This is a genomic window from Mycobacterium paraterrae (assembly GCF_022430545.2).
Classification (GTDB): Bacteria; Actinomycetota; Actinomycetes; order Mycobacteriales; family Mycobacteriaceae; genus Mycobacterium; species Mycobacterium paraterrae.
In genome coordinates this window covers 2,352,912-2,375,981 of the sequence record NZ_CP092488.2, presented here as the reverse complement: position 1 = coordinate 2,375,981, position 23,070 = coordinate 2,352,912, and the positions used below count along the sequence as shown (strand labels likewise).

Annotated in this window: 22 protein-coding genes and 1 pseudogene; 11 read left to right on the top strand and 12 right to left on the bottom strand. The window is 66.8% G+C overall.

Going from position 1 to position 23,070, the window contains the following annotated elements; genetic code table 11:
• Window positions 1–30: 30 nt before the first annotated feature.
• Complete coding sequence (locus MKK62_RS11390; RefSeq protein WP_240260975.1) at window positions 31–2,016, top strand: M13 family metallopeptidase; 1,986 nt, start codon at window positions 31–33, stop codon at window positions 2,014–2,016.
• Here the strand turns inward: MKK62_RS11390 and MKK62_RS11385 are convergent.
• The 3 genes from MKK62_RS11385 to ricR all read right to left on the bottom strand — a co-directional run bounded on the left by MKK62_RS11385 (window position 2,013) and on the right by ricR (window position 4,787).
• Window positions 2,013–3,095 carry a L,D-transpeptidase gene (locus MKK62_RS11385; RefSeq protein ID WP_240260976.1) on the bottom strand — a complete coding sequence of 361 codons (1,083 nt, stop codon included), beginning with the start codon at window positions 3,093–3,095 and terminating at the stop codon, window positions 2,013–2,015. The two genes, MKK62_RS11390 and MKK62_RS11385, sit on opposite strands and share 4 nt — an antisense overlap.
• Window positions 3,096–3,216: 121 nt before the next feature.
• Window positions 3,217–4,452: an MFS transporter gene (locus MKK62_RS11380; RefSeq protein ID WP_240264202.1), complete on the bottom strand. Its 1,236-nt coding sequence runs from the start codon at window positions 4,450–4,452 to the stop codon at window positions 3,217–3,219.
• Between the two features lie 44 nt (window positions 4,453–4,496).
• Window positions 4,497–4,787: a copper-sensing transcriptional repressor RicR gene (gene ricR / locus MKK62_RS11375; protein WP_240260977.1), complete on the bottom strand. Its 291-nt coding sequence runs from the start codon at window positions 4,785–4,787 to the stop codon at window positions 4,497–4,499.
• A gap of 199 nt (window positions 4,788–4,986) precedes the next feature.
• Here ricR and ilvD point away from each other — a divergent pair, with 199 nt between their 5' ends.
• Window positions 4,987–6,684: a dihydroxy-acid dehydratase gene (gene ilvD, locus MKK62_RS11370; protein WP_240260978.1), complete on the top strand. Its 1,698-nt coding sequence runs from the start codon at window positions 4,987–4,989 to the stop codon at window positions 6,682–6,684.
• Window positions 6,685–6,776: 92 nt separating this feature from the next.
• On the opposite strand, the gene MKK62_RS11365 is transcribed toward ilvD, so the two are convergent.
• Window positions 6,777–7,430 (bottom strand): O-methyltransferase, encoded by a 654-nt coding sequence (locus MKK62_RS11365; protein WP_240260979.1) that lies wholly within the window; start codon window positions 7,428–7,430, stop codon window positions 6,777–6,779.
• 115 nt (window positions 7,431–7,545) lie between these two features.
• On the opposite strand from MKK62_RS11365, the gene MKK62_RS11360 reads away from it, so the two are divergent.
• The gene (locus tag MKK62_RS11360) at window positions 7,546–7,689 is read left to right on the top strand and encodes a metallothionein (protein ID WP_240260980.1); all 144 of its coding nucleotides are present in this window, start codon (window positions 7,546–7,548) and stop codon (window positions 7,687–7,689) included.
• A 5-nt stretch (window positions 7,690–7,694) separates the two neighbouring features.
• Here MKK62_RS11360 and MKK62_RS11355 read toward each other — a convergent pair whose 3' ends face one another.
• The 3 genes from MKK62_RS11355 to MKK62_RS11345 all read right to left on the bottom strand — a co-directional run bounded on the left by MKK62_RS11355 (window position 7,695) and on the right by MKK62_RS11345 (window position 9,884).
• A complete protein-coding gene (locus tag MKK62_RS11355) occupies window positions 7,695–8,192 on the bottom strand; it encodes a TIGR04338 family metallohydrolase (RefSeq protein WP_240260981.1) in 498 nt (165 codons plus the stop codon).
• Window positions 8,189–8,938, bottom strand: a complete 750-nt coding sequence (locus MKK62_RS11350) for a DUF2786 domain-containing protein (protein ID WP_240260982.1) — start codon at window positions 8,936–8,938, stop codon at window positions 8,189–8,191. The genes MKK62_RS11355 and MKK62_RS11350 overlap by 4 nt, the downstream gene beginning before the upstream one ends.
• Window positions 8,939–9,044: 106 nt before the next feature.
• Window positions 9,045–9,884: an alpha/beta hydrolase gene (locus tag MKK62_RS11345; RefSeq protein WP_240260983.1), complete on the bottom strand. Its 840-nt coding sequence runs from the start codon at window positions 9,882–9,884 to the stop codon at window positions 9,045–9,047.
• Here MKK62_RS11345 and MKK62_RS11340 point away from each other — a divergent pair.
• A complete protein-coding gene (locus tag MKK62_RS11340; RefSeq protein WP_240260984.1) occupies window positions 9,832–10,899 on the top strand; it encodes a sigma-70 family RNA polymerase sigma factor in 1,068 nt (355 codons plus the stop codon). The two genes, MKK62_RS11345 and MKK62_RS11340, sit on opposite strands and share 53 nt — an antisense overlap.
• A 22-nt stretch (window positions 10,900–10,921) precedes the next feature.
• Here the strand turns inward: MKK62_RS11340 and MKK62_RS11335 are convergent, their stop codons facing one another.
• Window positions 10,922–12,055 (bottom strand): NAD(P)H-dependent amine dehydrogenase family protein, encoded by a 1,134-nt coding sequence (locus tag MKK62_RS11335; RefSeq protein WP_240260985.1) that lies wholly within the window; start codon window positions 12,053–12,055, stop codon window positions 10,922–10,924.
• 61 nt (window positions 12,056–12,116) lie between these two features.
• Between MKK62_RS11335 and MKK62_RS11330 the strand changes: the two genes are divergently transcribed.
• The 4 genes from MKK62_RS11330 to MKK62_RS11315 all read left to right on the top strand — a co-directional run bounded on the left by MKK62_RS11330 (window position 12,117) and on the right by MKK62_RS11315 (window position 16,295).
• Complete coding sequence (locus tag MKK62_RS11330) at window positions 12,117–12,995, top strand: MarR family transcriptional regulator (RefSeq protein WP_240260986.1); 879 nt, start codon at window positions 12,117–12,119, stop codon at window positions 12,993–12,995.
• A 4-nt stretch (window positions 12,996–12,999) separates the two neighbouring features.
• On the top strand, window positions 13,000–13,722 hold the full coding sequence (locus MKK62_RS11325; RefSeq protein ID WP_240260987.1) for a pirin family protein: 723 nt from the start codon (window positions 13,000–13,002) through the stop codon (window positions 13,720–13,722).
• Window positions 13,723–13,749: 27 nt separating this feature from the next.
• Complete coding sequence (locus MKK62_RS11320; RefSeq protein ID WP_240260988.1) at window positions 13,750–15,099, top strand: ABC transporter permease; 1,350 nt, start codon at window positions 13,750–13,752, stop codon at window positions 15,097–15,099.
• An 86-nt stretch (window positions 15,100–15,185) separates the two neighbouring features.
• Window positions 15,186–16,295 carry a phosphodiester glycosidase family protein gene (locus MKK62_RS11315; RefSeq protein WP_434085083.1) on the top strand — a complete coding sequence of 370 codons (1,110 nt, stop codon included), beginning with the start codon at window positions 15,186–15,188 and terminating at the stop codon, window positions 16,293–16,295.
• On the opposite strand, the gene MKK62_RS11310 is transcribed toward MKK62_RS11315, so the two are convergent.
• Together MKK62_RS11310 and fadD5 are read right to left on the bottom strand one after the other, a co-directional pair.
• Window positions 16,292–17,005 carry a mammalian cell entry protein gene (locus tag MKK62_RS11310; protein ID WP_240260990.1) on the bottom strand — a complete coding sequence of 238 codons (714 nt, stop codon included), beginning with the start codon at window positions 17,003–17,005 and terminating at the stop codon, window positions 16,292–16,294. The two genes, MKK62_RS11315 and MKK62_RS11310, sit on opposite strands and share 4 nt — an antisense overlap.
• Before the next feature lie 31 nt (window positions 17,006–17,036).
• Window positions 17,037–18,308: pseudogene (fadD5, locus tag MKK62_RS11305) on the bottom strand (fatty-acid--CoA ligase FadD5); the annotation flags it as partial.
• A 103-nt stretch (window positions 18,309–18,411) separates the two neighbouring features.
• On the opposite strand from fadD5, the gene MKK62_RS11300 reads away from it, so the two are divergent.
• The gene (locus MKK62_RS11300; protein WP_240260991.1) at window positions 18,412–19,101 is read left to right on the top strand and encodes a GntR family transcriptional regulator; all 690 of its coding nucleotides are present in this window, start codon (window positions 18,412–18,414) and stop codon (window positions 19,099–19,101) included.
• Between the two features lie 49 nt (window positions 19,102–19,150).
• Here MKK62_RS11300 and MKK62_RS11295 read toward each other — a convergent pair whose 3' ends face one another.
• Window positions 19,151–19,591 (bottom strand): SRPBCC family protein, encoded by a 441-nt coding sequence (locus tag MKK62_RS11295; RefSeq protein WP_240260992.1) that lies wholly within the window; start codon window positions 19,589–19,591, stop codon window positions 19,151–19,153.
• Window positions 19,592–19,632: 41 nt separating this feature from the next.
• Window positions 19,633–20,091 carry an acyl-CoA thioesterase gene (locus MKK62_RS11290; RefSeq protein WP_240260993.1) on the bottom strand — a complete coding sequence of 153 codons (459 nt, stop codon included), beginning with the start codon at window positions 20,089–20,091 and terminating at the stop codon, window positions 19,633–19,635.
• A gap of 14 nt (window positions 20,092–20,105) precedes the next feature.
• Here MKK62_RS11290 and MKK62_RS11285 point away from each other — a divergent pair, with 14 nt between their 5' ends.
• On the top strand, window positions 20,106–21,212 hold the full coding sequence (locus MKK62_RS11285) for an alcohol dehydrogenase catalytic domain-containing protein (protein WP_240260994.1): 1,107 nt from the start codon (window positions 20,106–20,108) through the stop codon (window positions 21,210–21,212).
• A 221-nt stretch (window positions 21,213–21,433) separates the two neighbouring features.
• Window positions 21,434–23,059: a vanadium-dependent haloperoxidase gene (locus MKK62_RS11280; RefSeq protein WP_240260995.1), complete on the top strand. Its 1,626-nt coding sequence runs from the start codon at window positions 21,434–21,436 to the stop codon at window positions 23,057–23,059.
• The last annotated feature ends 11 nt before the right edge of the window (window positions 23,060–23,070 follow it).

Sequence of the window (23,070 nt, the reverse complement as noted above, 5' to 3'; positions counted from 1 at the left end):
TCTCGCCGAGCCTTTGGTAACAATGAAGGCGTGACGGTAGAAGCTATCCGCTCGGGCCTTGACCTGAGCTATGTCGACGACGCGGCCCGCCCCCAAGACGACCTGTTCGGTCACGTCAACGGCCGCTGGTTGGCGGATTACGCCATCCCGGCCGACCGGGCCACCGACGGCGCGTTCCGGCTGCTGGCCGACCGTGCCGAGGAGCAGGTGCGCGACCTCATCACCGAGGCCGCCGCGGCCAACGGCGGCGACGGCACCGACTCGCAGCGCATCGGCGACCTGTACGCCAGCTTCATGGACACCGACACGATCGCGGGACTGGGCGTGCGGCCGCTGCTCGACGAGCTGGCCGGCATCGACGCTGCGTTGACGCCCACCGAGCTGGCCGCCGAACTGGGCGAGCTGCAGCGCACCGGCATCGGCGGCGGCACCGGCCTCTACGTCGACACCGACTCCAAGAATTCCGCCCGTTACCTGCTGCACCTGACGCAGTCGGGGCTAGGGCTGCCCGACGAGTCGTATTACCGCGACCCGCAGCACGCGGCGATCCTCGCCGAGTATCCGAAGCACATCGCGCGGATGTTCGCGCTGGTCTACGGCGAACACGACGGCGATTGGCCGACGACCGCACAGCAGATCGTCGCGTTGGAGACCAAGATCGCGGCCGCGCACTGGGACGTGGTCAAACGCCGCGACGCCGAGCTGACGTACAACCTGTTCACCTTCGACGAACTCCGCTCCAAGGCAACCGGTTTCGACTGGGCGGTGTGGTTCCGCGCGTTGGGTGCGACGTCGGAGCAGGCGGCCGAAGTCGTCGTCCGCCAACCGGACGCCCTCATCGCTTTCGCATCGCTGTGGGAGAGCGAGGACATCGAGGACTGGCGGCGCTGGCTGCGCTGGCGGGTGATCAGCGGACGCGCATCGATCCTGAACGACGAGCTGGTCGACGAGAACTTCGCGTTCTACGGTCGCACGCTGTCGGGCACCGAGCAGCTGCGTGATCGCTGGAAGCGCGGGGTGTCGCTGGTCGAAAGCTTGATGGGCGACGCCGTCGGCCGGCTCTACGTGGAGCGCCACTTCCCGCCCGAGGCGAAGGCCCGGATGGACGAGCTGGTGGCCAACCTGCGCGAGGCCTACCGCGTCAGCATCACCGACCTGGAGTGGATGACGCCGGAGACCCGGCAGCGGGCGCTGGAGAAACTGGACAAGTTCACCCCGAAGATCGGTTACCCGGCGAAGTGGCGCGACTACTCCGGCTTGGTGATCGCCCGCGACGACCTGTACGGCAACTACCAGCGCGGCTACGCGCTGGAGTACGACCGCGATTTGGCCAAGCTCGGCGGCCCGGTGGACCGCGACGAGTGGTTCATGACGCCGCAGACCGTCAATGCCTACTACAACCCGGGGATGAACGAGATCGTCTTCCCGGCGGCGATTCTGCAGCCGCCGTTCTTCGATGCCGAGGCCGACGACGCGGCGAACTACGGCGGCATCGGCGCGGTGATCGGTCACGAGATCGGCCACGGCTTCGACGACCAGGGCGCCAAGTACGACGGCGACGGCAACCTGGTCGACTGGTGGACCGATGACGACCGTGCCGAATTCGGTGTGCGCACAAAGGCTTTGATCGACCAATACGACGGGTTCACCCCGCGCGGGCTGGACGCCACCCATCACGTCAACGGCGCGTTCACCGTCGGGGAGAACATCGGCGATCTCGGTGGGTTATCGATCGCGCTGCTCGCCTACCAGCTGTCACTCAACGGCGCGGAGGCGCCGGTCATCGACGGGCTGACCGGCGTGCAGCGGGTGTTCTACGGCTGGGCGCAGGTATGGCGGACCAAATCCCGTGAGGCCGAGGCGATTCGGCGGCTGGCCATCGACCCGCACTCGCCGCCGGAGTTCCGCTGCAACGGCGTGATCCGCAACCTCGACCTGTTCCACGAGGCGTTCGGAGTCACCAAGGACGACGAGCTATACCTCGAACCTGCTCGGCGAGTTCGCATCTGGAACTAGCCCAAGGGACCCGCGAGCTGCCAGTCGTTGGAACCGTCGTTTTTGCTGTAGTTGCCGACGGAGTTCTTGACGATGATCGGATCACCGGTGCCGAAGTTGGCGAAGAACCACTTGGCGTTGGTCGGGCTGATGTTGATGCAGCCGTGGCTGACGTCGCGCTTGCCTTGGTCGGCCACCGACCACGGCGCACTGTGCACGTAGTCGCCGCTGTTGTCGAACTGCACGGCGTCTTCGACATCGACCTTGTAGCCGTAGGTCGAGTTGACCGGCACGCCGTAGGTGGACGAATCCATCACGACCTTGGCTTTCTTGTCGAGCACGTAGTAGGTGCCGTTCGGCGTCTGGTGACCGCCCGCGGCCATGCCCATCGACATCGGGAAGGTCTGCTCGACGGTTCCGTTGCGGGTGATCACCAGCTGGTGCGTCGCGTCGTCGGCGGTGGCCTGCAGCGCGTCACCTACGACGAAGTTGCTCTGGGTCCCGGCCGCGTCGACGTGCACCGCGGTGTGAGCGGGCCAGAAGCTGTTGGGACGCCACCGCACCTGGCTGGGGGTCAGCCAATAGAACTTGCCGGGCACCGGCGGGGTGGACGACACGTGGATCGCCTGCTCGGCCATCGGCTTGTCGGCGATCGGACGGGCGAAGTTGATGATGATCGGCTCGGCCACCCCGACGGTTGCACCGTTGACCGGGTTGAAGGTGGGCGGGACGAAGGGCGGTTGGCCGGTAAAGGGCGCCGGGTTCTGGCCTGCGCACGTCGACGCGCACGTCGGTACGGCAACCGGAGTTGCCCCCGGCACGGTCGCCGACGGCGCCAGGGGATCACCCGGTGCGGTCACAGGCGCACCGGGGACCGGCGGCGCGGGCACGCCCGGAGGCGGGCCGGCCAGCGGGTCGGCGGGCGCGGGCGGCGGCGCCGGGTCGCCGGGCGGCGGCGGGGCCGGAGCGTCCACTCCGGGTGCGGGCGGCGGCGGTGGTTCCGGGTCTGCGAGTGCGACGCCGCTTCCCATCGCCAGCGCAGCGGCCACTCCCACTGCACTGAGCGCAGCAGTCAGTGAGCCCTTGAACAAGCGCGACATGTGATTCCCTCTCGAGTCACTCTTCTCGAGCCAGTATGCAGGAGCACGCGACCGAAATATCAATCCGGCAACCGCCAAATCGGCTGGAAACGGGCGTCAAAAAGCGCGTTGAACTGCAGTCTTAAGTGTCAGCTGTGGGACCGTCGAAGAGCTGCCTCTCGAACGTCATTCCGGCCGCTCCGATGCCGATCAACGCCGCCGACGCCGCGAACATCGCCAGCACGCCGTGCTCCAGGAACAGGCCGCCGACAAACGAGCCGGCCATGATCCCGCCCTGGAAAGCCGCCATGTACAACCCGGAGGCGCCGTCGGGGTCGTCGGCGCCGGCTTTCATCGCCGCCGATTGCAGCATCGGCGACACCGCGTTGGCGAAGGCGCCCCACAGCGCGATAGTGACGACGCCGACCAGGGCCGTCATCAACGAGGGGAATCGGTGGAAGGCCAGCACGGTCAGCACGAGCTGCGTCACATACAGACCGACCATGCAGCTGATCGCCGCGACCCGCGGGTGGTGATCCAGCGGCCGGGCCACTAAGGGCATCGCGACCAGGCCCGCGATCCCGTAGATCGAGAGCAACCAGGCGATGTCCGGCCCTCGGATGCCCACCACTTCGCGAATGATCACCGCCATGAACGTGAACGAGATGTAGTGGCCGGTCACCGCGATCATGGTGAGCAGGCTCACGATCACCAGACGTCGATTGCGGTGGTGCCGGGCGCCCCGGCCGACCGACTTCAACTGGTCGTCACGCAACGTCATCGGCGGCAACACCGCCCACGCGGCCACGGTCACCGCGGCGGCCACCGCCGTCACCGCCGCGACAGCCACCCGCCAGTTCCACGCCAGGCTCATCGCCGCGGTCGCTGGGCTACCGACCACCACGGCCAGGCTGATCCCGACATAGATGGAGGTGGTGGCGCGCCCCGAGTGGCTGGCCGGAACCAGTCGGGTGGCGATCGGCGCGATCACCGAGAGCATCAGGCCGTGGGTGACTGCCGACAGAGCGCGTCCGCACACCAGGACCACGAAGTTGGGTGCCAGCGCCGAGATCAGCTGCGACGCGGTCAGGCAGATCAGTGAGAGCAACAACGCCCGGCGGCGTGGCCACTGCGCGGTCCAGCGCACCAGGGGGATCGTCGTGACGGCGGCGACCAGCGCGTACCAGGCCAGTAGCGTGCCGACCATCGGAATGCTGACGTGCAGGTCACGCGCGATCGCGGGCAGTGCGCCGACCGGCAGCAGTTCGGCCGTGACGTAGGTGAACGCAGCAGCGGCCAGGACCGCCAGCTGGATGGCAATTCGGGGTGTCCAGGGTCCGCTGATTGCGGTTCGCCCTTCGGCGGCACGAGCTGGCACCACGGGCACTACTCAACCACGGGTGGCACCCAACCCGTGACAGATCAGGAGCGGACGAGTCGCGCAATCGCCGCCGACGCTTCGGCGAGCTTCTGGTCGGCCTCCGAGCCCCCCTGCGCGACGGCGTGGGTGAGGCAGTGGCCGAGGTGCTCGTCGAGCAGGTTCAGCGCCACCGACTGCAACGCGTTGTTGGCCGCGCTGATCTGGGTCAGGACGTCGATGCAGTACTTGTCGTCCTCGATCATCTTGGCGATGCCCCGCACCTGGCCCTCGATACGCCGTAACCGCTTGGCGTAGTTGTCTTTCTGCGACGAGTATCCGTGTGTGGGTGCCACTGCCCCTCCAACATCCTGGTCGTGAAGATCATGCTCGGGCCGTCAGCGCGGCACCGGTGTTGCCACCATTGTCAACGATCGGGCCGCCTGCGCGCCACGCCACCCTGGTGAACGGCCAGATCGCCGGCTTCGTTCGTATACCCCTTGGGGGTATTTTAATGATTTTGGCCGACCTGGCACGGCGCGCAATACTTACGCCATGGCGGACAACATCGACATCAAGCCCCGCAGCCGCGAGGTCACCGACGGCCTGGAAAAGGCCGCGTCGCGCGGGATGCTGCGGGCGGTCGGCATGGACGACGACGACTTCGCCAAGCCGCAGATCGGGGTGGCGTCGTCGTGGAACGAGATCACGCCGTGCAACCTGTCGCTGGACCGGCTGGCCAAGGCCGTCAAGGAAGGCGTGTTCGCCGCCGGCGGCTATCCGCTGGAATTCGGCACGATCTCGGTGTCCGACGGGATCTCGATGGGCCACGAAGGCATGCACTTCTCGCTGGTCTCGCGCGAGATCATCGCCGACAGCGTCGAGACCGTGATGATGGCCGAGCGCCTCGACGGGTCGGTGCTGCTGGCCGGGTGCGACAAGTCACTGCCCGGCATGCTGATGGCGGCCGCCCGGCTGGATCTGGCCGCGGTGTTCCTGTACGCCGGCTCGATCCTGCCCGGACGCGCCAAGCTGTCCGACGGCACCGAGCGCGACGTGACGATCATCGACGCCTTCGAGGCCGTCGGCGCCTGCGCTCGGGGGCTGATGTCGCGCGAGGACGTCGACGCGATCGAGCGGGCCATCTGTCCAGGCGAGGGCGCGTGCGGCGGCATGTTCACCGCGAACACCATGGCCAGCGCCGCCGAGGCACTCGGCATGTCGCTGCCGGGCAGCGCCGCTCCCCCGGCCACCGATCGCCGGCGCGACGGCTACGCCCGCCGTAGTGGTGAAGCGGTGATCAACCTGCTCCGCCGCGGGATCACCGCCCGCGACATCTTGACCAAAGAAGCCTTCGAAAACGCCATTTCGGTGGTGATGGCCTTCGGTGGATCGACCAACGCGGTGCTGCATCTGCTGGCGATCGCCCACGAGGCCGACGTGAAGCTGTCGCTCGCCGACTTCAGCCGCATCGGCGCCAAGGTGCCGCACCTGGCCGACGTCAAGCCGTTCGGCAAGCACGTGATGTTCGACGTCGACCACATCGGCGGCGTGCCCGTGGTCATGAAAGCGTTGCTGGACGCTGGCCTTCTACACGGCGACTGTCTGACGGTGACGGGTCAGACGATGGCCGCGAACCTCGCGCATATCGCACCGCCGGACCCGGACGGCAAGGTGCTGCGGGCGTTGGACAACCCGATTCACCCCACCGGCGGCATCACCATCCTGCACGGCTCGCTGGCGCCGGAAGGCGCTGTGGTCAAGTCGGCCGGCTTCGACTCCGACGTGTTCGAAGGCACCGCAAGGGTTTTCGAACGCGAGCGGGCGGCGTTGGACGCTTTGGAAGACGGGACGATCACCCACGGAGACGCGGTGGTAATCCGCTATGAGGGCCCCAAAGGTGGCCCCGGCATGCGGGAGATGCTGGCGATCACCGGCGCCATCAAGGGCGCCGGCCTGGGCAAGGACGTGCTGCTGTTGACCGACGGCCGGTTCTCCGGCGGGACCACCGGCTTGTGCGTCGGGCACATCGCGCCCGAGGCCGCCGACGGCGGACCGATCGCTTTCCTGCGTGACGGCGACAAGATTCGCCTCGACGTCGCCAAGGGCACCCTGGACGTTCTGGTCGACGCCGATGAATTCTCCTCTCGGCGCGAGGGTTTCAGTCCATTGCCGCCGCGCTACACCTCCGGCGTGCTGGCCAAGTACGTCAAACTGGTGGGCTCGGCAGCCGACGGCGCGATCTGCGGCTAACCACTACGTCACCGCGAGTGTGCGTGTTTGCACGCGCCACGCCGCGCAGCAATGGCATTCTGCGCACCTTCGCGGGCCGTGACCAAGCCTTGCTACTTCACCAGCGCAAACGCCAGGCCGTCCCAATGTTTGGCGCCCACCACCTGCAGCACCGCGGTGTCGAGTTGCGGGTGCTCGCCCATCAACTCGATGACCTTGCGGGAGCCTACGGCCACGGGGTTGTCACCGGGCGAAAGAATCGAACCCTCGCGAATCACGTTGTCCACCACGATCAATGAGCCAGATCGGGTGAGTTTGACGGCCCAGTCCAGGTAGCCGGGGTTGTTCTCCTTGTCAGCATCGATGAACACCAGGTCGAAAGGTCCGTTGACGCTCGGCAGGGTGTCCAGCGCCGCGCCGACCAGAATCTCGACCTGATCGCCCACCCCGGCGCGGTCAACGTTGGCGCGGGCCACCTCGGCGTGCTTGGGTTCGTACTCAAGGGTGGTGACGCGGCCCTCGGGTCCAGCGCCGCGGGCCAGCCAGATCGTGCTGTAACCACCCAGCGTTCCGATCTCCAGGATGCGACGAGACCTGGTCGCTGCGACCAGCAGGCTCAGGAACTTGCCCTGCTGAGGCGATACGGCGATCTGCGGCAGGCCGGCCGCGTCGCTGTCGGCGAGCGCCGCGCTCAGCACGGGATCGTCGACCAGCACGGTGGCGTCAAGGAATTCGTCAACTTCGGCGGGAGTCGGGTGGGGGCTCATGGGTCCAAGCTAGCTCGGTCTCGGCGACGGCCGCCACTGCTTTACCGTCCTTGCCCTATACCCCCCTGGGGTATAGATTGGCGGCTGTCCGGTTCCAATCCCGAGAGGTGGAGAGATGTCCAACGAAGCAGGAACCCTGTTGAGCTGTGGTCACGACGGCTGCGGTTGCCGGGTTCGTATCGAGGTGGCCTGTCACTGCGCCGGTGATCACGCATACATCTGCAAGTGCGGCGACGAGATGGTCGAGGTCGCCAGCTGATTCGGCTAGCGCACACCTTCTTTCGCGTAGACCACCCGTAGGACGTGTCCGACTTCGGGTCCCATCACCAGTTCGGCCAACCTGCACAGCGTCGTGACGTACTGCGAACCGTGCGCCGGTTGCTCGTCGCAGAGGTGATGCGCGATCTCGTGCAAGACGACGAGTTCGCGCATCGCCCAGTCGGCATCGCGGTCGTCGGGAACCGCGATAACGCCTGAGCCGTCATGGTTTTCGTAGTGCGCCGCGGTCGAGGCCCGGCGGGCCCGGACCCGCAGCGGCGCGACATCGGGCCATTGCCCCCGCACCGCCGGCAGCGCCAGCACGTCGTCGACGTAGCGTTGCACGCCGCTCAGCGTTCCGAACTTCGCCTCTGGCGGCAGCGTCAACTGCGCGCCGAAGAACTCCACGCTCGCGCCGTATTCGGCGGCCCGGTCGAACAGCGTCCGCACGAATTCCTCGGCGGCGTAAACCTTGGAGCGCTGCGCGTCACGCGGTGCGTTCACCGTTCCAGTGCGGTCCGGGCGCCGGAAAGCTCCGCGCCACTGCCGAGCCGCGCCCGTCTGCCGGCGCGGTCCCCCGCCCGTCGCGCCGCCGACGAATAGCCTGCGGTCGCCCGAGTGGCCTGCCAGGTGCCGCGCGCCCGCGACGCGGTCTTGTAGTAGTCGCGAAGCTCCAATTCTTTGTCCCGCAATGCGATTGCGGTGCCGGGCGGGCGGCGCTTGTCTTTCTTGGCCTCGCGTTGGGTCTGCTCGCGGGCCTCGGCTAAACGCTGACCAATGCGCGCGCCGAACGCCAGCTGGAAGTTGAGCCGGGCGGTGATCGTCGGGGTCGGCCTGTGCTCACCGGAGGAGATGTAGGCGTCCGAGGCGCGGACCATCTGCACGACCAGGCTGGCATACAGCGCATGGGTGGCGTCGATGTCCTCGGCGAAGCCGTAGGCGTAGACGAACGTCGAGTTCGATGCGATGTCGCAGCGCACGTCATTGGCCGCCGCGATCACCACGAACAGCTGGACGTAGGTCCGCAGGCCGCGAGTGCCGGCGTTGCCGATGGTGATCGTGCGCTGCACCGGTGTCTGCGCGGGCGAGCGCTTGTCGGCGTGCGATCGCGCGACGGCCAGGTCGATGGACGTCGCGGTGGCCAGCCGCTGGGCGGCCGACATGAACGCTTCGGCCTCGTGCGCATTGTCGGTGCCTTCGGCCTGACGCAGCAGCGCGGCGATGCGCGCGAGCATCTTGTCGTCACTCATATAACGCCGCTCCTCCTCACTCGCGCCGCTTCACGCGGCGCATGTCAGGCCGCCGGCGCGCACAGCACCAAACTAGAGGAACCGGGCGACGTTTCGCCGCCGCCATTCACAGTCGCGCGTTGATCCAGGCAACCACGTCGTCGAGCACCTGCTCTTGCTCAGGCTCGTTGAACACTTCGTGATACAGGCCCGGGTAGACCTTCAGCTCGACGTCTCCGCTGCCCACGGCCGCGACCAAGTGCCGGCTGCCCTCCACGGGGATCAGCCGATCGTCGGAGCCGTGCACCACCAGCAGCGGCGCGGTCAACGAGGGCGCGCGTTGCGGCATCGTCTCACCGACCAGCAGCAGTGCGCGGGCAACTCCGCCGGGGATTTTGCCGTGGTAGACCAGCGGGTCGGTGTCGTAGGCGTTCACCACGGCCGGGTCGCGGGACACCGCGCCGGAGTCGAGCGCCTGCAGCGGCAGTCCGGGCGCGATGGCACCCATCGTCTTGGCGACCCACCCCAGCAGCGGCGACACCGCCAGTTGCGCGGCGACCGCCGGCCCGGACAACACCATCAGGTGGTAGTCGTCGGGGTGTTCGACCCCGTAGGCGAACACGATGCCGCCGCCCATGCTGTGGCCGAGCACGATGCGGGGCAGCCCCGGGTGTTCTCTGGCGGCGATGCCGACCAGGGTGTCGAAGTCGCCGGTGTAGTCGGAGATGTCCCTGACCAGCACCCGCTTGCCGCCGGAGCGGCCGTGGCCGCGGTGGTCGAGCGCGTAGGTGATCAGTCCCTCGCGACCGAAGCGCGCCGCGACATGGTCGTAGCGGCGGGCGTGCTCACCCAATCCATGCGCGAGGACCACGACGCCGCGAGGGGTGACCGCGGGAGTCCAGACGTCATAGACGATGCGCACGTCGTCGACACCGTCGAAGGCATGTTCGGCACGCGAAATTGTCATCAGGGGAAGCGTAGACCGAACGTCGTACGCAGTCCGTAAGCTCGGTCGGGTGAGCGTGCTCGCCCGCGAGTTTGCCGATGACGGTCAGGCGGATTTTTCCGCCGCCGCCGAGCCCTACCGGCGTGAATTGCTGGCCCACTGCTATCGGATGACCGGCTCCCTGCATGACGCCGAGGATCTGGTACAGGAAACCCTGCTGCGAGCATGGAAGGCCTACGACCGCTTCGAGGGCAAGTCTTCGTTGCGGACCTGGCTGCACCGGATCGCCACCAACACCTGCCTGACGGCGCTGGAAGGTCGTCAGCGGCGGCCATTGCCGACGGGGTTGGGCGCGCCGAGCTCGGACCCGACCGCGGAGTTGGTCGACGGCGCCGAGGTGCCGTGGCTCGAACCGCTTCCGGACCCCGCCACCGTCGTGGGTACTCGTGAGTCGGTCCGGCTGGCATTCGTCGCCGCCCTGCAGCACCTGTCGGCCCGGCAGCGGGCCGTGCTGCTGCTGCGCGACGTGCTCCAATGGAAAGCCGCCGAGGTGGCCGACGCGATCGGCGCCAGCCCGGCCGCAGTCAACAGCCTGCTGCAACGCGCCCGCGCACAACTCGATGCCGTCGGACCCAGCGCCGACGCGCGGTTGTCCGCGCCCGATTCAGCGGAGGCCCAGGATCAGCTGCGGCGCTATATCGCCGCGTTCGAGGCATACGACATCGACCGCCTGGTCGACATCTTCACCAGCGAGGCGATCTGGGAGATGCCACCTTTCACCGGTTGGTATCAAGGGCCGCAGGCCATCATCACGCTGATCCATCAGCAGTGTCCCGCCGAGCTGCCCGGCGACATGCGAATGCTGCCGTTGACCGCCAACGGCCAGCCCGCCGCGGCGATGTACATGCGCAGCGGCGATCGCCACGTACCGTTCCAGCTTCACGTGCTGGACGTGACCGACCACGGCGTCACCCGAGTCGTGGCCTTCCTCGACACCGCACTGTTCGCGAAATTTGGCTTGCCTGAGCGTCTTTGACCCGTGCCGAGTGCCGAAGAACCTAGAACAGGCGGCTGTCCGGCGGCACGCCCGCGACGGCGCCGACCAGGCCGGCTCCGGTGATCAGCGGCAGATCCAGCGCCGACAGCAATCCGGGTCGCGCCTGGCAGACCGCGGGAATCGCGTTGACCATCCGCGACGCGCCGGCCATCCGCGCGCCGAGGTCGTGGTCGTGGTCGTCGGCCATCTCGAACTCACACCGCATGGTCGGTGAACCCTCGATCTCGACGCGGTACAGCCCACGACCCGATGCCGCCCCGTAACCCAGGTCGCGCGGCGGAATCGAGATGTGCGGCTGCGGCCAGTCCGGTGCCAGATCGTCGCGCATCCGAGTGACGTGGTCGACCACGAAAGTTGGCCTGCCATCCACATATCCGGTCAAGGTCGACCGCATGGCCCCGACGGTGCCCGCCTCGATGCGCCCGGTGGGCGTGTCGAACGATTCGTCGGCCACGACCCGCTCGACGTTCTCCTCGATATTGTCGACCTTGACGCCCAGCCCCGCGGCCAGTTGGTGCACCACCGGCCCCCATCCGAAGCTGAACATGCCCGGCGCCGCGGCGAATGCGACGAACTCCGGCGGCTTACCGAAGCCCAGGATCTCGTAGACGGCGTCTTTGTCGGGATAGGTGGCATAGTTGAACATTTCGGTGATCCGCACCGACTCGACTACCCGTGAGACACCCGTGAGTACCAGCGGCAGAACGTCATTGGCGAACCCGGAATCGATGCCGGTGGTAAAGAACGACGCGCTGCCGGCCGCCGCCGCCTCTCGCAGGGACGCCGTGAAACCCTGATCGACTCCGTCGGGGTAGACCAGCGGCACGACCGAACACGACACCACGTTCTTGCCGGACCGCAGGATCGACGCCATGTCGGCGATCGCCTCGGCCGGGCGGAGGTTGGCGGCCGCCGCGTAGATCACGGCGTCGGCGTCACCGGAGAGCAGTGCCGCGGGATCCTGCGTGGCGATTACACCGGTTTTCGCGGCGCCGCACAGATCCCCGGCGTCGCGGCCAGCCTTGGTGTCGCTGTGCACGACAAGGTCGACGAGCTCCAGCTCGGGGTGGTCGATCACCCCACGCAGGGCGATCAAACCCATCGACCCGGGGCCCCATAGGCCTACCTTGTACATTTGTTCTCCTAATATTAGGAAGCTATAAACCATATTTCGGACGGATGGTAGGAAGGTCGGGATGGATCCGTCAACCACGCCGGCACCGGCCAAATCGCCGCCCACCGCCCGCGTGATGGATGTGCTTGCGGCCCTGTCGGATTCATCGGCCGGTCGGACGTCGGCAGAGCTGGCCAAGGGCTGCGGGATCAGCACATCGACCTGCGCGCTGGTGCTGGCCGAGCTCGAAGACCGCAATTGGGTGACACGCCGCGACGACCGGCGTTACACGCTGGGCAGCGGGTTGTTCGGCCTGGTGCACGGGCTGCGCGCCCAGTTCCCGCTCCTGGATCGCGGCCGCGAGACGCTTGCCTTTCTCCACACCACCTTGGGCGCGGGCTGTTCGATGTCCAAGATCGGCCGGACGCACCTGACCACCGTCGACGCCGTGGGCCACGGCACCGATGGCGGGCACGCGGTCGGGCAACGCTTTCCGATCGGGCCGCCGTTCGGCCTGGTGGCGATGGCCTGGCGGGACGAAGACGCGATCGAGGGCTGGCTGCGCCGCGTGACACCGCGTCTCACCGATGCCGACATCGCCGGGCACCGCAGGGTGCTCGCCGAGATCCGCGACCGCGGCTACGGCGCCTGGAGATTCGATGCGGCCCACAACTCGCTGCACGACCGGCTGGCCGCGGTATTGGCGTCGCTGGAGCCGACCGCGCAGGTGACCCGCGAACTCAACACGCTGATGACCATCGTGACGCTGCAATCGGTGACGCGATCGCTGGAAACAGACCTGGCCACAACCGAATTCGTCGTGCTGCCGATCTTCGACCGAGACGGCCAGCCGGAATACCAGATCGAGATCCATTTGGGTGGCCGCAGCCAACTGGCGCTGCCCGACCTCGAGGCTGCGCTGCGGCATGCTCAGACTCTGCTGCGCAGCGGGGTAGCGTGACAGCGTGCCCGCCACCGTGGACATCCGACGCGCCGCCGACCGCGCGGTCAGCCGCACGCCGTGGCTGAACTCGCGGCACTCGTTCTCGTTCGGCGACCACTACGAACCGGGCAACACCCACCACGGTGTGCTGCTGGTCAGCAACGACGACATCGTCGCACCCGGCGGGGGCTTTGACACCCACCCGCATCGCGACATGGAGATCGTCACCTGGGTGCTGGAGGGGTCATTGGCGCACCGCGACTCCGCGGGTCATGCGGGAGTGATCTATCCCGGCCTGGCGCAACGGATGTCAGCCGGCTCGGGAATCACCCACTCGGAAAAGAACGCCTCGGCCACCGAGCCGGTCCGGTTCGTCCAGATGTGGGTGCAGCCCGACATGGCCGGTATCGAGCCGAGCTATCAACAGCAGGCCGTCGGCGACGACGAACTCGACGGGCGGCTGACGACCGTCGCCTCCGGAATACCGGGTCGCGACGCCGCGATCAGCATCCACAACGCGTCGGCGGCTCTGCACGTCGCGCGCCTGCAACCCGGCGATGCGGTGACGCTTCCGGCGGCCCGGTATCTGCACCTGTTCGTCGCGCGCGGCCGGGTGGGGTTCGACCAGGCCGAGCTGGGTGAGGGCGACGCGCTCCGCCTCACCGATGCAGACGGTGCGCACGTCACCGCCCGGGAGTCCACCGAATTGCTCGTCTGGGAGATGCACGCGGCACTCGGCGACTAGGGTGGGCGCGGATGAACAGGAGCCGATGTGTCTGAACCGCAAGCCCGTCACGCATCACCTGATGTCGCTTACGGCGGTGACGACCCCGCGTTCGACTATCCTCCCGCACCGAAATCGACTCGTACCGTCCGGTTTTGGGCTGCACCGATCCTTCTCACGCTGATTCTGCTGTCGACCCTGTCCGCCTTCTATCTCGGCGGAACCCTGCAGCCGATGACCAACCTGCGCCACTTCCCGGTCGCGATTACCAACGAAGACGCCGGGCCGACGGGTGCACAGGTGGTCAAGGGCATGCTCGCCGGCTTCGACCACGATGCCTACGACGTCCGCGTGCTCACCCCTGACGAAGCGAAGAAGCAGATGGATACCGCGCAGATCTACGGTATCGCGGTCATACCGCCGAACTTCTCGTCCAAGTTGCAGACCTATGCGAAGAGCGCACTGACCCCGGGCCGCGTCGAGCGCGCGGTCATCGTGGTGTCGACGAACCCGCGAGCCGGCACCCTGGGCGCCAGCATCGCCGGTCAGACGTTGCAGCGCGAGGTTGCGCTGATCGATCAGCGTGTTGGCCAACGGCTTTCGCAAGAGGTCGCGGCGCAGACCGGGAAAAAGCCCGAACCCGGCGCGGTGGCGCTGATGTTGGCCAACCCCGTCGAGGTCAAGTCGAGCGTGCACAATGCCCTACCCGACGGCACCGGAAATGGGTTGTCGGCCTTCTACTATGCGGTGCTGCTGCTGTTGGCCGGCTTTGTCGGGAGCGTCGTCGTCAGCATGCTGGTGAATTCGATGCTCGGTGTCGCACCCATTGAATTCCGAACGGTGTACGGCTCCGGCGAGAACGTGTCGCGGCTGCGCGCCCTCCTGATCAAGTGGGCGATGATCGTCGTGGTGGCGCTGCTGACGTCGGCCGCCTATCTGACGATCGGCGCCAACTTGGGTATGCCGGTGCAAAACGGAGTGGCGCTATGGCTATTCGGCGCATTCGCGATCCTCGCGGTCGGAATGGCGTCGGCATCACTGATCGCCGCGATGGGTGCGACCGGCGCCGTGGTCAGCCTGTTCGTGTTCGTCATCCTGGGCCTGCCTTCGGCGGGCGCGACGGTGCCGCTGGAGGCCACCCCGGCATGGTTCGAATGGCTCGCGAGATTCGAACCGCTACACCAAGTCTTCGTCGGCACAAGGGCTTTGCTCTATCTCGGTGGCCGCGCCGATGCGGGCCTGGCGCAATCGCTGGAATGGTCTGCCGTCGGGCTGGTGGCCGCCGTGCTGTTCGGCCTCGTCGTGACACGCCGCTACGACCGCCGGGGGCGCGCGGCAACCGTGCCGCCGGCTGATACGCCCGCCGAACCCGGCGCGGTCTCCCAGCCCGGCCAGTAAACAGCCAGCGGCCGAACGTCATTGGACTGCTGCCGATCCGTCACTCCGCTGTTACGCATCTTGCTGTGTAATACCTGAGTAATGATATTCGCGCCGAAGGGGCAACAGTGCCGAATCTCGTCGCCGCCTTCCGGCGTATCACAGCCTGCTGCGCCAGCGGCGCGCTGTGCTGGGCGCTAGCGACCGGCACCGGCCCGCCGATTGCCCGCGCCGAAGCCCGCGAACTGCTGGCCAGCGCCATCGCGAATACCCAAGGTTCCTATCTGGTCTACAACTTCGGCGGCGGTCACCCGGCGCCGATGCTCAACGCCGCCGGCAATTGGTACGACGGCAGCGGCGGAGGTCATCTGATGATCATCAAGGCCGCCTCGCAACGGCTGGAGCCGCATCTGCTGGTGGACAGCCACCAGGGCTATCAGTCGCGCTGCGAACGTAATCCGCATGCCCGCACCAGCGACGGGTTGATGCAGGCCTCGGAAACTTACGCCCCGGTGCAGGCGTGGCAGGCGCTGGGCAAGCCGACGATCGCCATCAACGCCAACTTCTTCGACATTCGCGGCCAGAAGGGCGGCTCGTGGCGCTCGACCGGATGCAGCTCGCCACTGGGCGCCTACGTCGACAACACCCGCGGGCAAGGCCGGGCCAATCAGGCTGTCACCGGCACCATCCCCTACGCCGGTAAGCAGGGATTGTCCGGTGGCAACGAGAACTGGAGTGCGCTGGCCACCATGGTGTTACCCAAACACGGTGCTCCGTCGGTGTTGTGGCCGCGTGGTGGTCGCGACGGACACGATTACGACGCCGCCACCGCGGCCGTCACCGGCCTGGTCGACCGGGGCGACCCCTTCGTCGCCGTGAGCGGGTTGGGATTGCTGTCGCCGGGAAACACCGGTCAGCTCAACGACGGCGGCCCCAGCGCGGCGCGCACCGCGCTGGCGTATTCCAAGCCGCGCGACGAGCTTTACGTGTTCCAGGGTGGTAGCTATACGCCAGACAACATCCAGGACCTGTTTCGCGGCCTCGGCAGCGACACCGCGGTGCTGCTTGACGGTGGCGGCTCGTCGGCCATCGTGCTGCGTCGCGACACCGGAGGGATGTGGGCCGGAGCCGGTGTGCCGAAAGGTAATTGCGACACGTACGAGGTGCTGTGCGACGCGCACGAGCGGGCACTGCCCGGCTGGCTGGCGTTCAACTAGAACTTGGGTGTGAGATCCAGTGAGGTGATCGTGGTCATCTTGGTGACCAACCAGCGCGCGTGATCCCGTTGCAGCACAAGCCGATACGACAGGTACTTCAGCGACGGCACGTCCTTGGTATTCGGACTTGTCGACGCGGTGTTGGTGTAGACGATGGCGGTCGCATCCGTTCCGCTGAGCGATTCGACGGCCGCCCCGACCACCTGGGTGGTGTTGGTGATCTTCGCCTGCTTGTTGGGAGCGATCAGCGCGTCGAGGTATTTGCGGTAGGCCGCTTGGAAGTCGCCGGTCAGGTATTGCGACGCGCGATCGGCCAGTTTGTCGATGTTATCCGGGGTGTAGGTCCACAACGTCGTGATGGCGTTGGCGGCGGTGCGGGCGACGTTCAGCTTGGTCGCCACGGCGGCGCGGTCGGCCAGGTAAGGCTGCATCATCGCGCCGGCGAATGCTCCGGCACCGACGAAGAGAACGGCCGCCACCGTGGCGGCGATCGTCGTCCACTTGGTGGCCGGCCGCCGCTGGCGAAAGCGAACGACACCGGCTTCGGCGTCGTCGGTGGCCTCGTCGTCGCTGTCGCTGTCCTCGGCCGTCTCGACATCCGACACATCGGCCGCGTCCGGTTCGATGGGCGCAGCTTCGGTGTCAGCGACGGCGGTGTCGGCGGCCGACGCTGACGTCAGATCACCTGTTGCAAGCTGCTGATCTTCCACTGCTTACCTTCCCGCTGGGCGACGACAACCCAACATAGCCCTCGTCGTCCATCCGCACCAGATCGCCGGAGTGGAACCAGCCACCGTGAAACGCCTCGGCAGTGGCTTCCGGGTTGTTCCAATAGCCGCTCATCAATGTGGGTGCCCGGTAAACGATTTCACCGACCTCACCGACCGGTACGTCGTTCATGTCTTCGTCGACCACGCGGGCGGCAACCGTCGGAATCACCTTGCCCACCGAGCCGAGCTTTCTGATCGCGTCCTCGCCGAGCAGCATGCACGTCACCGGCGACATCTCGGTTTGACCGAATGCCGCCAGGATCTGCGATCCCGGAAATGTTTCCGCCATCTGCCGCAGCAGGGTATCTGACGCCGGAGCTGCACCCCATGAGATGACCCGAAGCTTCAGATCCCGTGGATTCGCCTGCTGCGCACTACAAACCGCCTGCCACTGGGCCGGGACCAGAAAAATCCCGGTGACCTTTTCGGCGGCGAGGACGTCGAGCAGGTGCCCGGGGTCGAACGCGCCAAGCGGGTGGATCACGGTGGGTAGACCCATCAGCATCCCGGTCAGCAAGTTGCCGATGCCGGCGATGTGGAAGAAGGGAACGCCGATGAAGCCGATGTCGTCGGCCGCAAACCCGTGCGTATAGAGGTTGGCCGTGGTCTGACAGCTCAGGTTGGTGTGGGTCAGCACGGCGCCTTTCGGTCGTCCCGTCGTGCCGGAGGTGTACATGATCAGCGCCGGCGAGTCGTTCGGAATGTCGGCCAACCGGGCCGGATCCCCGGACTCGCCAATCAGATCCTCGTAGGCCAGTAGGCCCTCGTCGGCGGAGTCGCCCGCAACCGCAATGGTTTCCAGCACCGACGTGATGCCGCGCACCGCAATGGCAACCGGAGCAAGCACCGGCTCGGTGATCATCAGCCGGGCCTGGCAGTCGTCGACCAGGAAAGCGATCTCCGGCGGGGTGAGCCGGAAGTTGACCGGGACAGCGATGGCTCCGAGCATGTTGGCCGCCAGCACCGACTCGACGAACTCGGTGCGGTTCAGCATCAAGATCATCACCCGATCCCCCGCGGCGACCCCGCGGCGACTCAGCGCGCCGGCGAGCTTCGCGACGCGATCGCGGAGGCCGGCCCACGTGGTGGTGTGGCCGAGGAATCGCAGCGCCGGCGCACCCGGCTGCATGTAGGCGTGCCGCTCGAGCTGGTTGACCCAATTCTGTCGTCGCGCCAGGTAGGGCTGTTCGCTGGCGATGTCGCCGGTGCCATGGGCGCCGTGGGTGGTCAACTGCGCGGTCAACTGGTCGTACCCCTCTCGTAAGCAGGTCGCTTAAGTTGATATTTGATAAAACCTGGTGTTGTCTGGGTCACACTATGGTCTGCGCCTTACGAAGACAAGCCCGATGAGTTCGGCCAGTGCGCTCTCCGGCAAGCGGCTTCCGCTGCGGCGGGCGCAGTTGTCCGATGAGGTCGCCGGCCATCTTCGCGCGGCGATCATGTCGGGCGTACTCAAGCCGGGAACCTTCATCAGATTGGACGAGACCGCAGCCAAGCTGGGCGTGAGCGCCACCCCGGTGCGCGAGGCCCTGCTGAAGTTGCGCGGCGAGGGCATGGTGCAACTCGAGCCGCACCGCGGGCATGTGGTCTTGCCGATGAGTCGCCAGGACGTCGACGACATCTTTTGGGTGCAGGCGACCATCGCACGAGAGCTTGCCACGTCGGCCGCCGAGCGCATCACCGACGCCGAGATCGACGACCTCGAACACCTGACCGACGTGCTCGCCACAGTCGTCGCCGCCGGCGACGTCGAAGCAATCGCGACGACGGAGTTCGCCTTCCACCGCACGTTCAACCGCTCGACCGGGCGAATCAAGTTGGCCTGGTTTCTGCTTCACGTCGCTCGCTACATGCCGCTGATGGTCTACGCGACGGACCCGGAATGGGGCGCCGCCGCGGTGCGTAATCACCGCGAGGTGATCGCGGCGTTGCGACGGCGCGACACCGCGGCGGTCGTCGAGCACACCGCCTGGGGATTCAACGACGGGGCGCGGCGGCTCACCGAGCGATTGGCGAGCACCGGTATCTGGGATTAGACCACCGGCGACGATTCGGGCCGCTTCGGCCCGGGGAGGAGCCGGAAAATCATGAGGACGCGAGGTCCTCGGCGCGCTTCTTGAGGTTCTCGGCCAGGTAGTCGATGACGTTGCCGGCCAACTGCTTGACCATCGGCGCCGGGATCGGCATCGACGGCTCGACGTCCAGGTCGACGGTCAGCAGCGACGACGATCCAGTGTCGACCACACTGAACAACTGCTCCTGCTTCTTGAAGAGGTTGCCCTGCTGCAGCACGGTCTGGATTTGTGTCGGGCTCGGGTAGTAGACCGCCTGGATCAGACTGTCTTCGAGCGCTTCGTATTTCGCGTCGAGACGCAGCTGGCTGGGGCGCCCGTCGTCGTAGCGGGCCAGCACCCACAGCCCCTGGACTCCGTCGTTCCATTCCGGGTAGCGCTCGAAGTCGGCGACGATCGCCAGGATCGAGTCGGCGTTGGCGGCAACCTCAACGGTCTTGCTGACAAAAGGCATTCGCCGAGCTTACCGAGAACCGTGGCCGCTGAATTCCCCAGTTAGACGCACGCAGTGGACAACAACTCTCGGATCTCGTCGGGAATGGGCGTCGGCCGGCGGGTCGACTTGTCGACGTAGACATGCACCCAGTGCCCGACCGCTGCGACGGGCTGCGGCTCGGAGTCTTGTGCGGCACGAAAGACACCCAGCCGGTAGGTGACGCTGCTGTTGCCCAGCCGCGTGACGGCGACCCCGACCACGAGTCGCTCGGGGAAGTGCAATTCGGAGAAGTAGCGGCACCCCGATTCGGCGACGATCCCCTGCGCCGGCGTGGTCACCGGGTCGATCGTCACGCCCGCGGCGATCCAGCCGTTGATCGCGGTGTCGAAAAGTTGGTAGTACACAGCGTTGTTCAGGTGGCCGAACATGTCGTTGTCGGCCCACCGGGTCAATACCGGCCAGTGCACGGGAAAGTCGCGACTGGTGAGACCGTCGGGTGCAGGCGGTACCGAACTCATGGTTGTATTCGACCATGGTCGAGATCCGGGGTGCCGTGCTGGAGCGGATTGGATCGCCTCGGCCGTACGCCGATTCCCGGCCGCTGGCCATCGCCGACATCACTTTGGCTTCGCCCGGTGCCGACGAGTTGCTGGTGCGCATCGAGGCCGCGGGCGTCTGCCATTCCGATCTGTCGGTGGTGGACGGCAACCGGGTGCGGCCGACGCCGATGCTGCTGGGGCACGAGGCTGCCGGGATCATCGAGAAAGCGGGCGACGGCGTCAACGACGTGGCGGTCGGGCAGCGCGTGGTGATGACCTTCCTGCCGCGGTGCGGGCACTGCGCGGCGTGTGTGACCGACGGCCTGACGCCGTGCCAGCCGGGCAGCGCGGCCAACAATGCCGGCACCCTGCTCGGCGGCGGGATGCGGCTGACCCGCAATGGCGAGCACGTTTTTCACCACCTAGGGGTGTCCGGTTTCGCGACGCATGCCGTGGTCAACCGCGCGAGTGTCGTTCCGGTGCCCGACGACGTCCCTCCCCCGGTCGCCGCCCTGCTGGGTTGCGCGATGCTGACCGGCGGCGGCGCGGTGCTCAACGTCGGCAAGCCGCAACCGGGCCAGACCGTGGCAGTGGTCGGTCTCGGCGGAGTGGGGATGGCCGCGATGATGACCGCACTGTCGTACGCTGGCGTCGCGGTGATCGGTGTCGACCAGCTACCCGAAAAGCTCACCGGCGCCACCACTCTCGGAGCACACGCGGTGCACACGCCACAGCAGGCCATCGACGCCGGGCTGAAAGCAGACGTGGTTGTCGAGGCGGCCGGTCACCCGGCGGCGCTGGAGACGGCCATCGCGCTGACCGGCGCCGGCGGACGGACCATCACCGTCGGCCTGCCGCGGCCAGATGCGCGAATCAGTGTGTCGCCGTTGGGGTTCGTCGCCGAAGGACGGTCACTGATCGGCAGCTACCTCGGCTCGGCGGTGCCGGATCGCGACATTCCGCGGTTCGTCGAGCTGTGGAGGTCGGGGCGGTTACCGGTCGAGTCGCTGGTGTCGTCGCGCATCGGCCTCGACGACATCAATACCGCGATGGACAACCTGGCCGACGGGGTCGCCGTGCGGCAGTTGATCAGCTTGTGACCCGCCCAGTGTGGATCTGACGACGCCGTAACGGCCATGTCGCGACGCGCAGTTCACACTTGATGCCGAGGCCGATTGTTCGTCCGGCCTCGCGAGTGGTGTTAGCACCACCCGCAATTGGAATGTGAGCATCCTTTCACGCCTTATTGCAGCCGCTTAGCGTCGATCTCGGATTTTGCGCTGACAAGCCGCCGGCGCGCATATAGGGAAGGGATCTCGTCATGACCGTCACCGATACTCCAGCCGAGCAATTTGCCGCAACGGCTGACTCCTTGAATCACCAACTCAGACCGGCCACTGCGCACCGCGGCGCGCGAGCGTTGGCGCTTCGCACAGAGCTGGCCAACGCGGATTTTCTGGGCGGCAGCCCGCAACAGATAGACAACGGCGACGAGGCGCGATACGCCGACAAGTCCGGGACCTACACCAAAGGTGTACTGCAGCAAGGAATCGGCCTGGTCGACCTCGCCGCCTACGAGTCCTTCAAACACGCGTTGGCCAGCGGCGACCCGGCCGATTTCGCCAACATCGTGCTTGGTGGACCACGCACACTCAACGGCCCGCAGGGTGGGTTGGCGTTCTCCCTCGACTCGGCAGACTCCGGCCACTTCTCGGTGCCACCGGCACCGGCCCTGGCCAGCGAGGCCTACGCGACAGAACTCGTCGAGATGTACTGGGCGTCGTTGCTGCGCGACGTTGCCTTCACCGACTATCGGACAAACGCTACCGCGGTCAAGGCCGCGGCCGAGTTGACGACTCTGCCGAGCTATGCGGGGCCGCGTGACACCGGCGGCGCCGTCACACCCGAGCTTCTGTTTCGCGGCCGCTTCGCCGGCGACACCACCGGGCCGTACCTGTCGCAGTTCATGGTGCAACCCACCACGCTGGGCTCACTGCCGATCACGCAGCGCTACCACACCAACAAGGCCGGAGTCGACTTCATGCTCAACGACTCCGAGTATCTGAAGGTGCAAAACGGTCAGCCCACCGGCAAGAAGCTCAACCAGCTGGCTCCGCTGCGATATCTGCACGACGGGCGAGGGCTCGCCGCCTACACCCACGCCGACGTGCTCTATCAGGCATATTTCATCGCGTATCTGGTGCTCAACACCATCAACGCCGGCAATCCGGTACCGCTGAACCCCGGAAACCCTTACGCCACAGGACATCCCGCCGCCAAGACCCAGAATGGTTTTGCCAGCCTGGGCCAACCCGATATCGCGGCCACCCTGGCCGCCGTCGCAGACGAGGCGCTCAAGGCGGTGTGGTATCAGAAGTGGTGGGTCCACCTGCGGCACCGGCCGGAGTCCGGCGGGGCCATCGTGCACCTGCTCAAGACCGGGCAGGGCGGCTCGATCCAAGGCCACGTCAGTGATACCGCACTCAACTCGCAGGCGGTAGCCAGCAGCTTCGCGGCCAACAACAGCTACTTCCTCGCGCAGGCCTTCCCCGAAGGTTCACCGGCGCACCCGGCCTACCCGACCGGACACGGCACCGTCGCGGGTGCCTGCATCACCGTGCTGAAGTTTTTCTTCGACGGCAACTTCGTCATCACCAACCCGGTGGTCTCGTCGCCCGACGGCACGTCCACGACTCCATACATGGCACCTGCCGGTGAGGCGCCCCTGACGGTCAACGGCGAACTCAACAAGCTCGCCAACAACGTCAGTTTCGGTCACGGCGTACACGCCGGGATCCATTGGCGCAGCGACACCGAAACCTCGATCGAGCTCGGTGAAGCGGTCGCTCTGAGCTATCTGCGGGAGCGCGCGCGTACCTACAACGAGCAGTTCACTGTTTCCCTGACGAAGCTGGACGGCTCGATCGCGACGATTTCGAACCCGTGAACCGGTCGGCG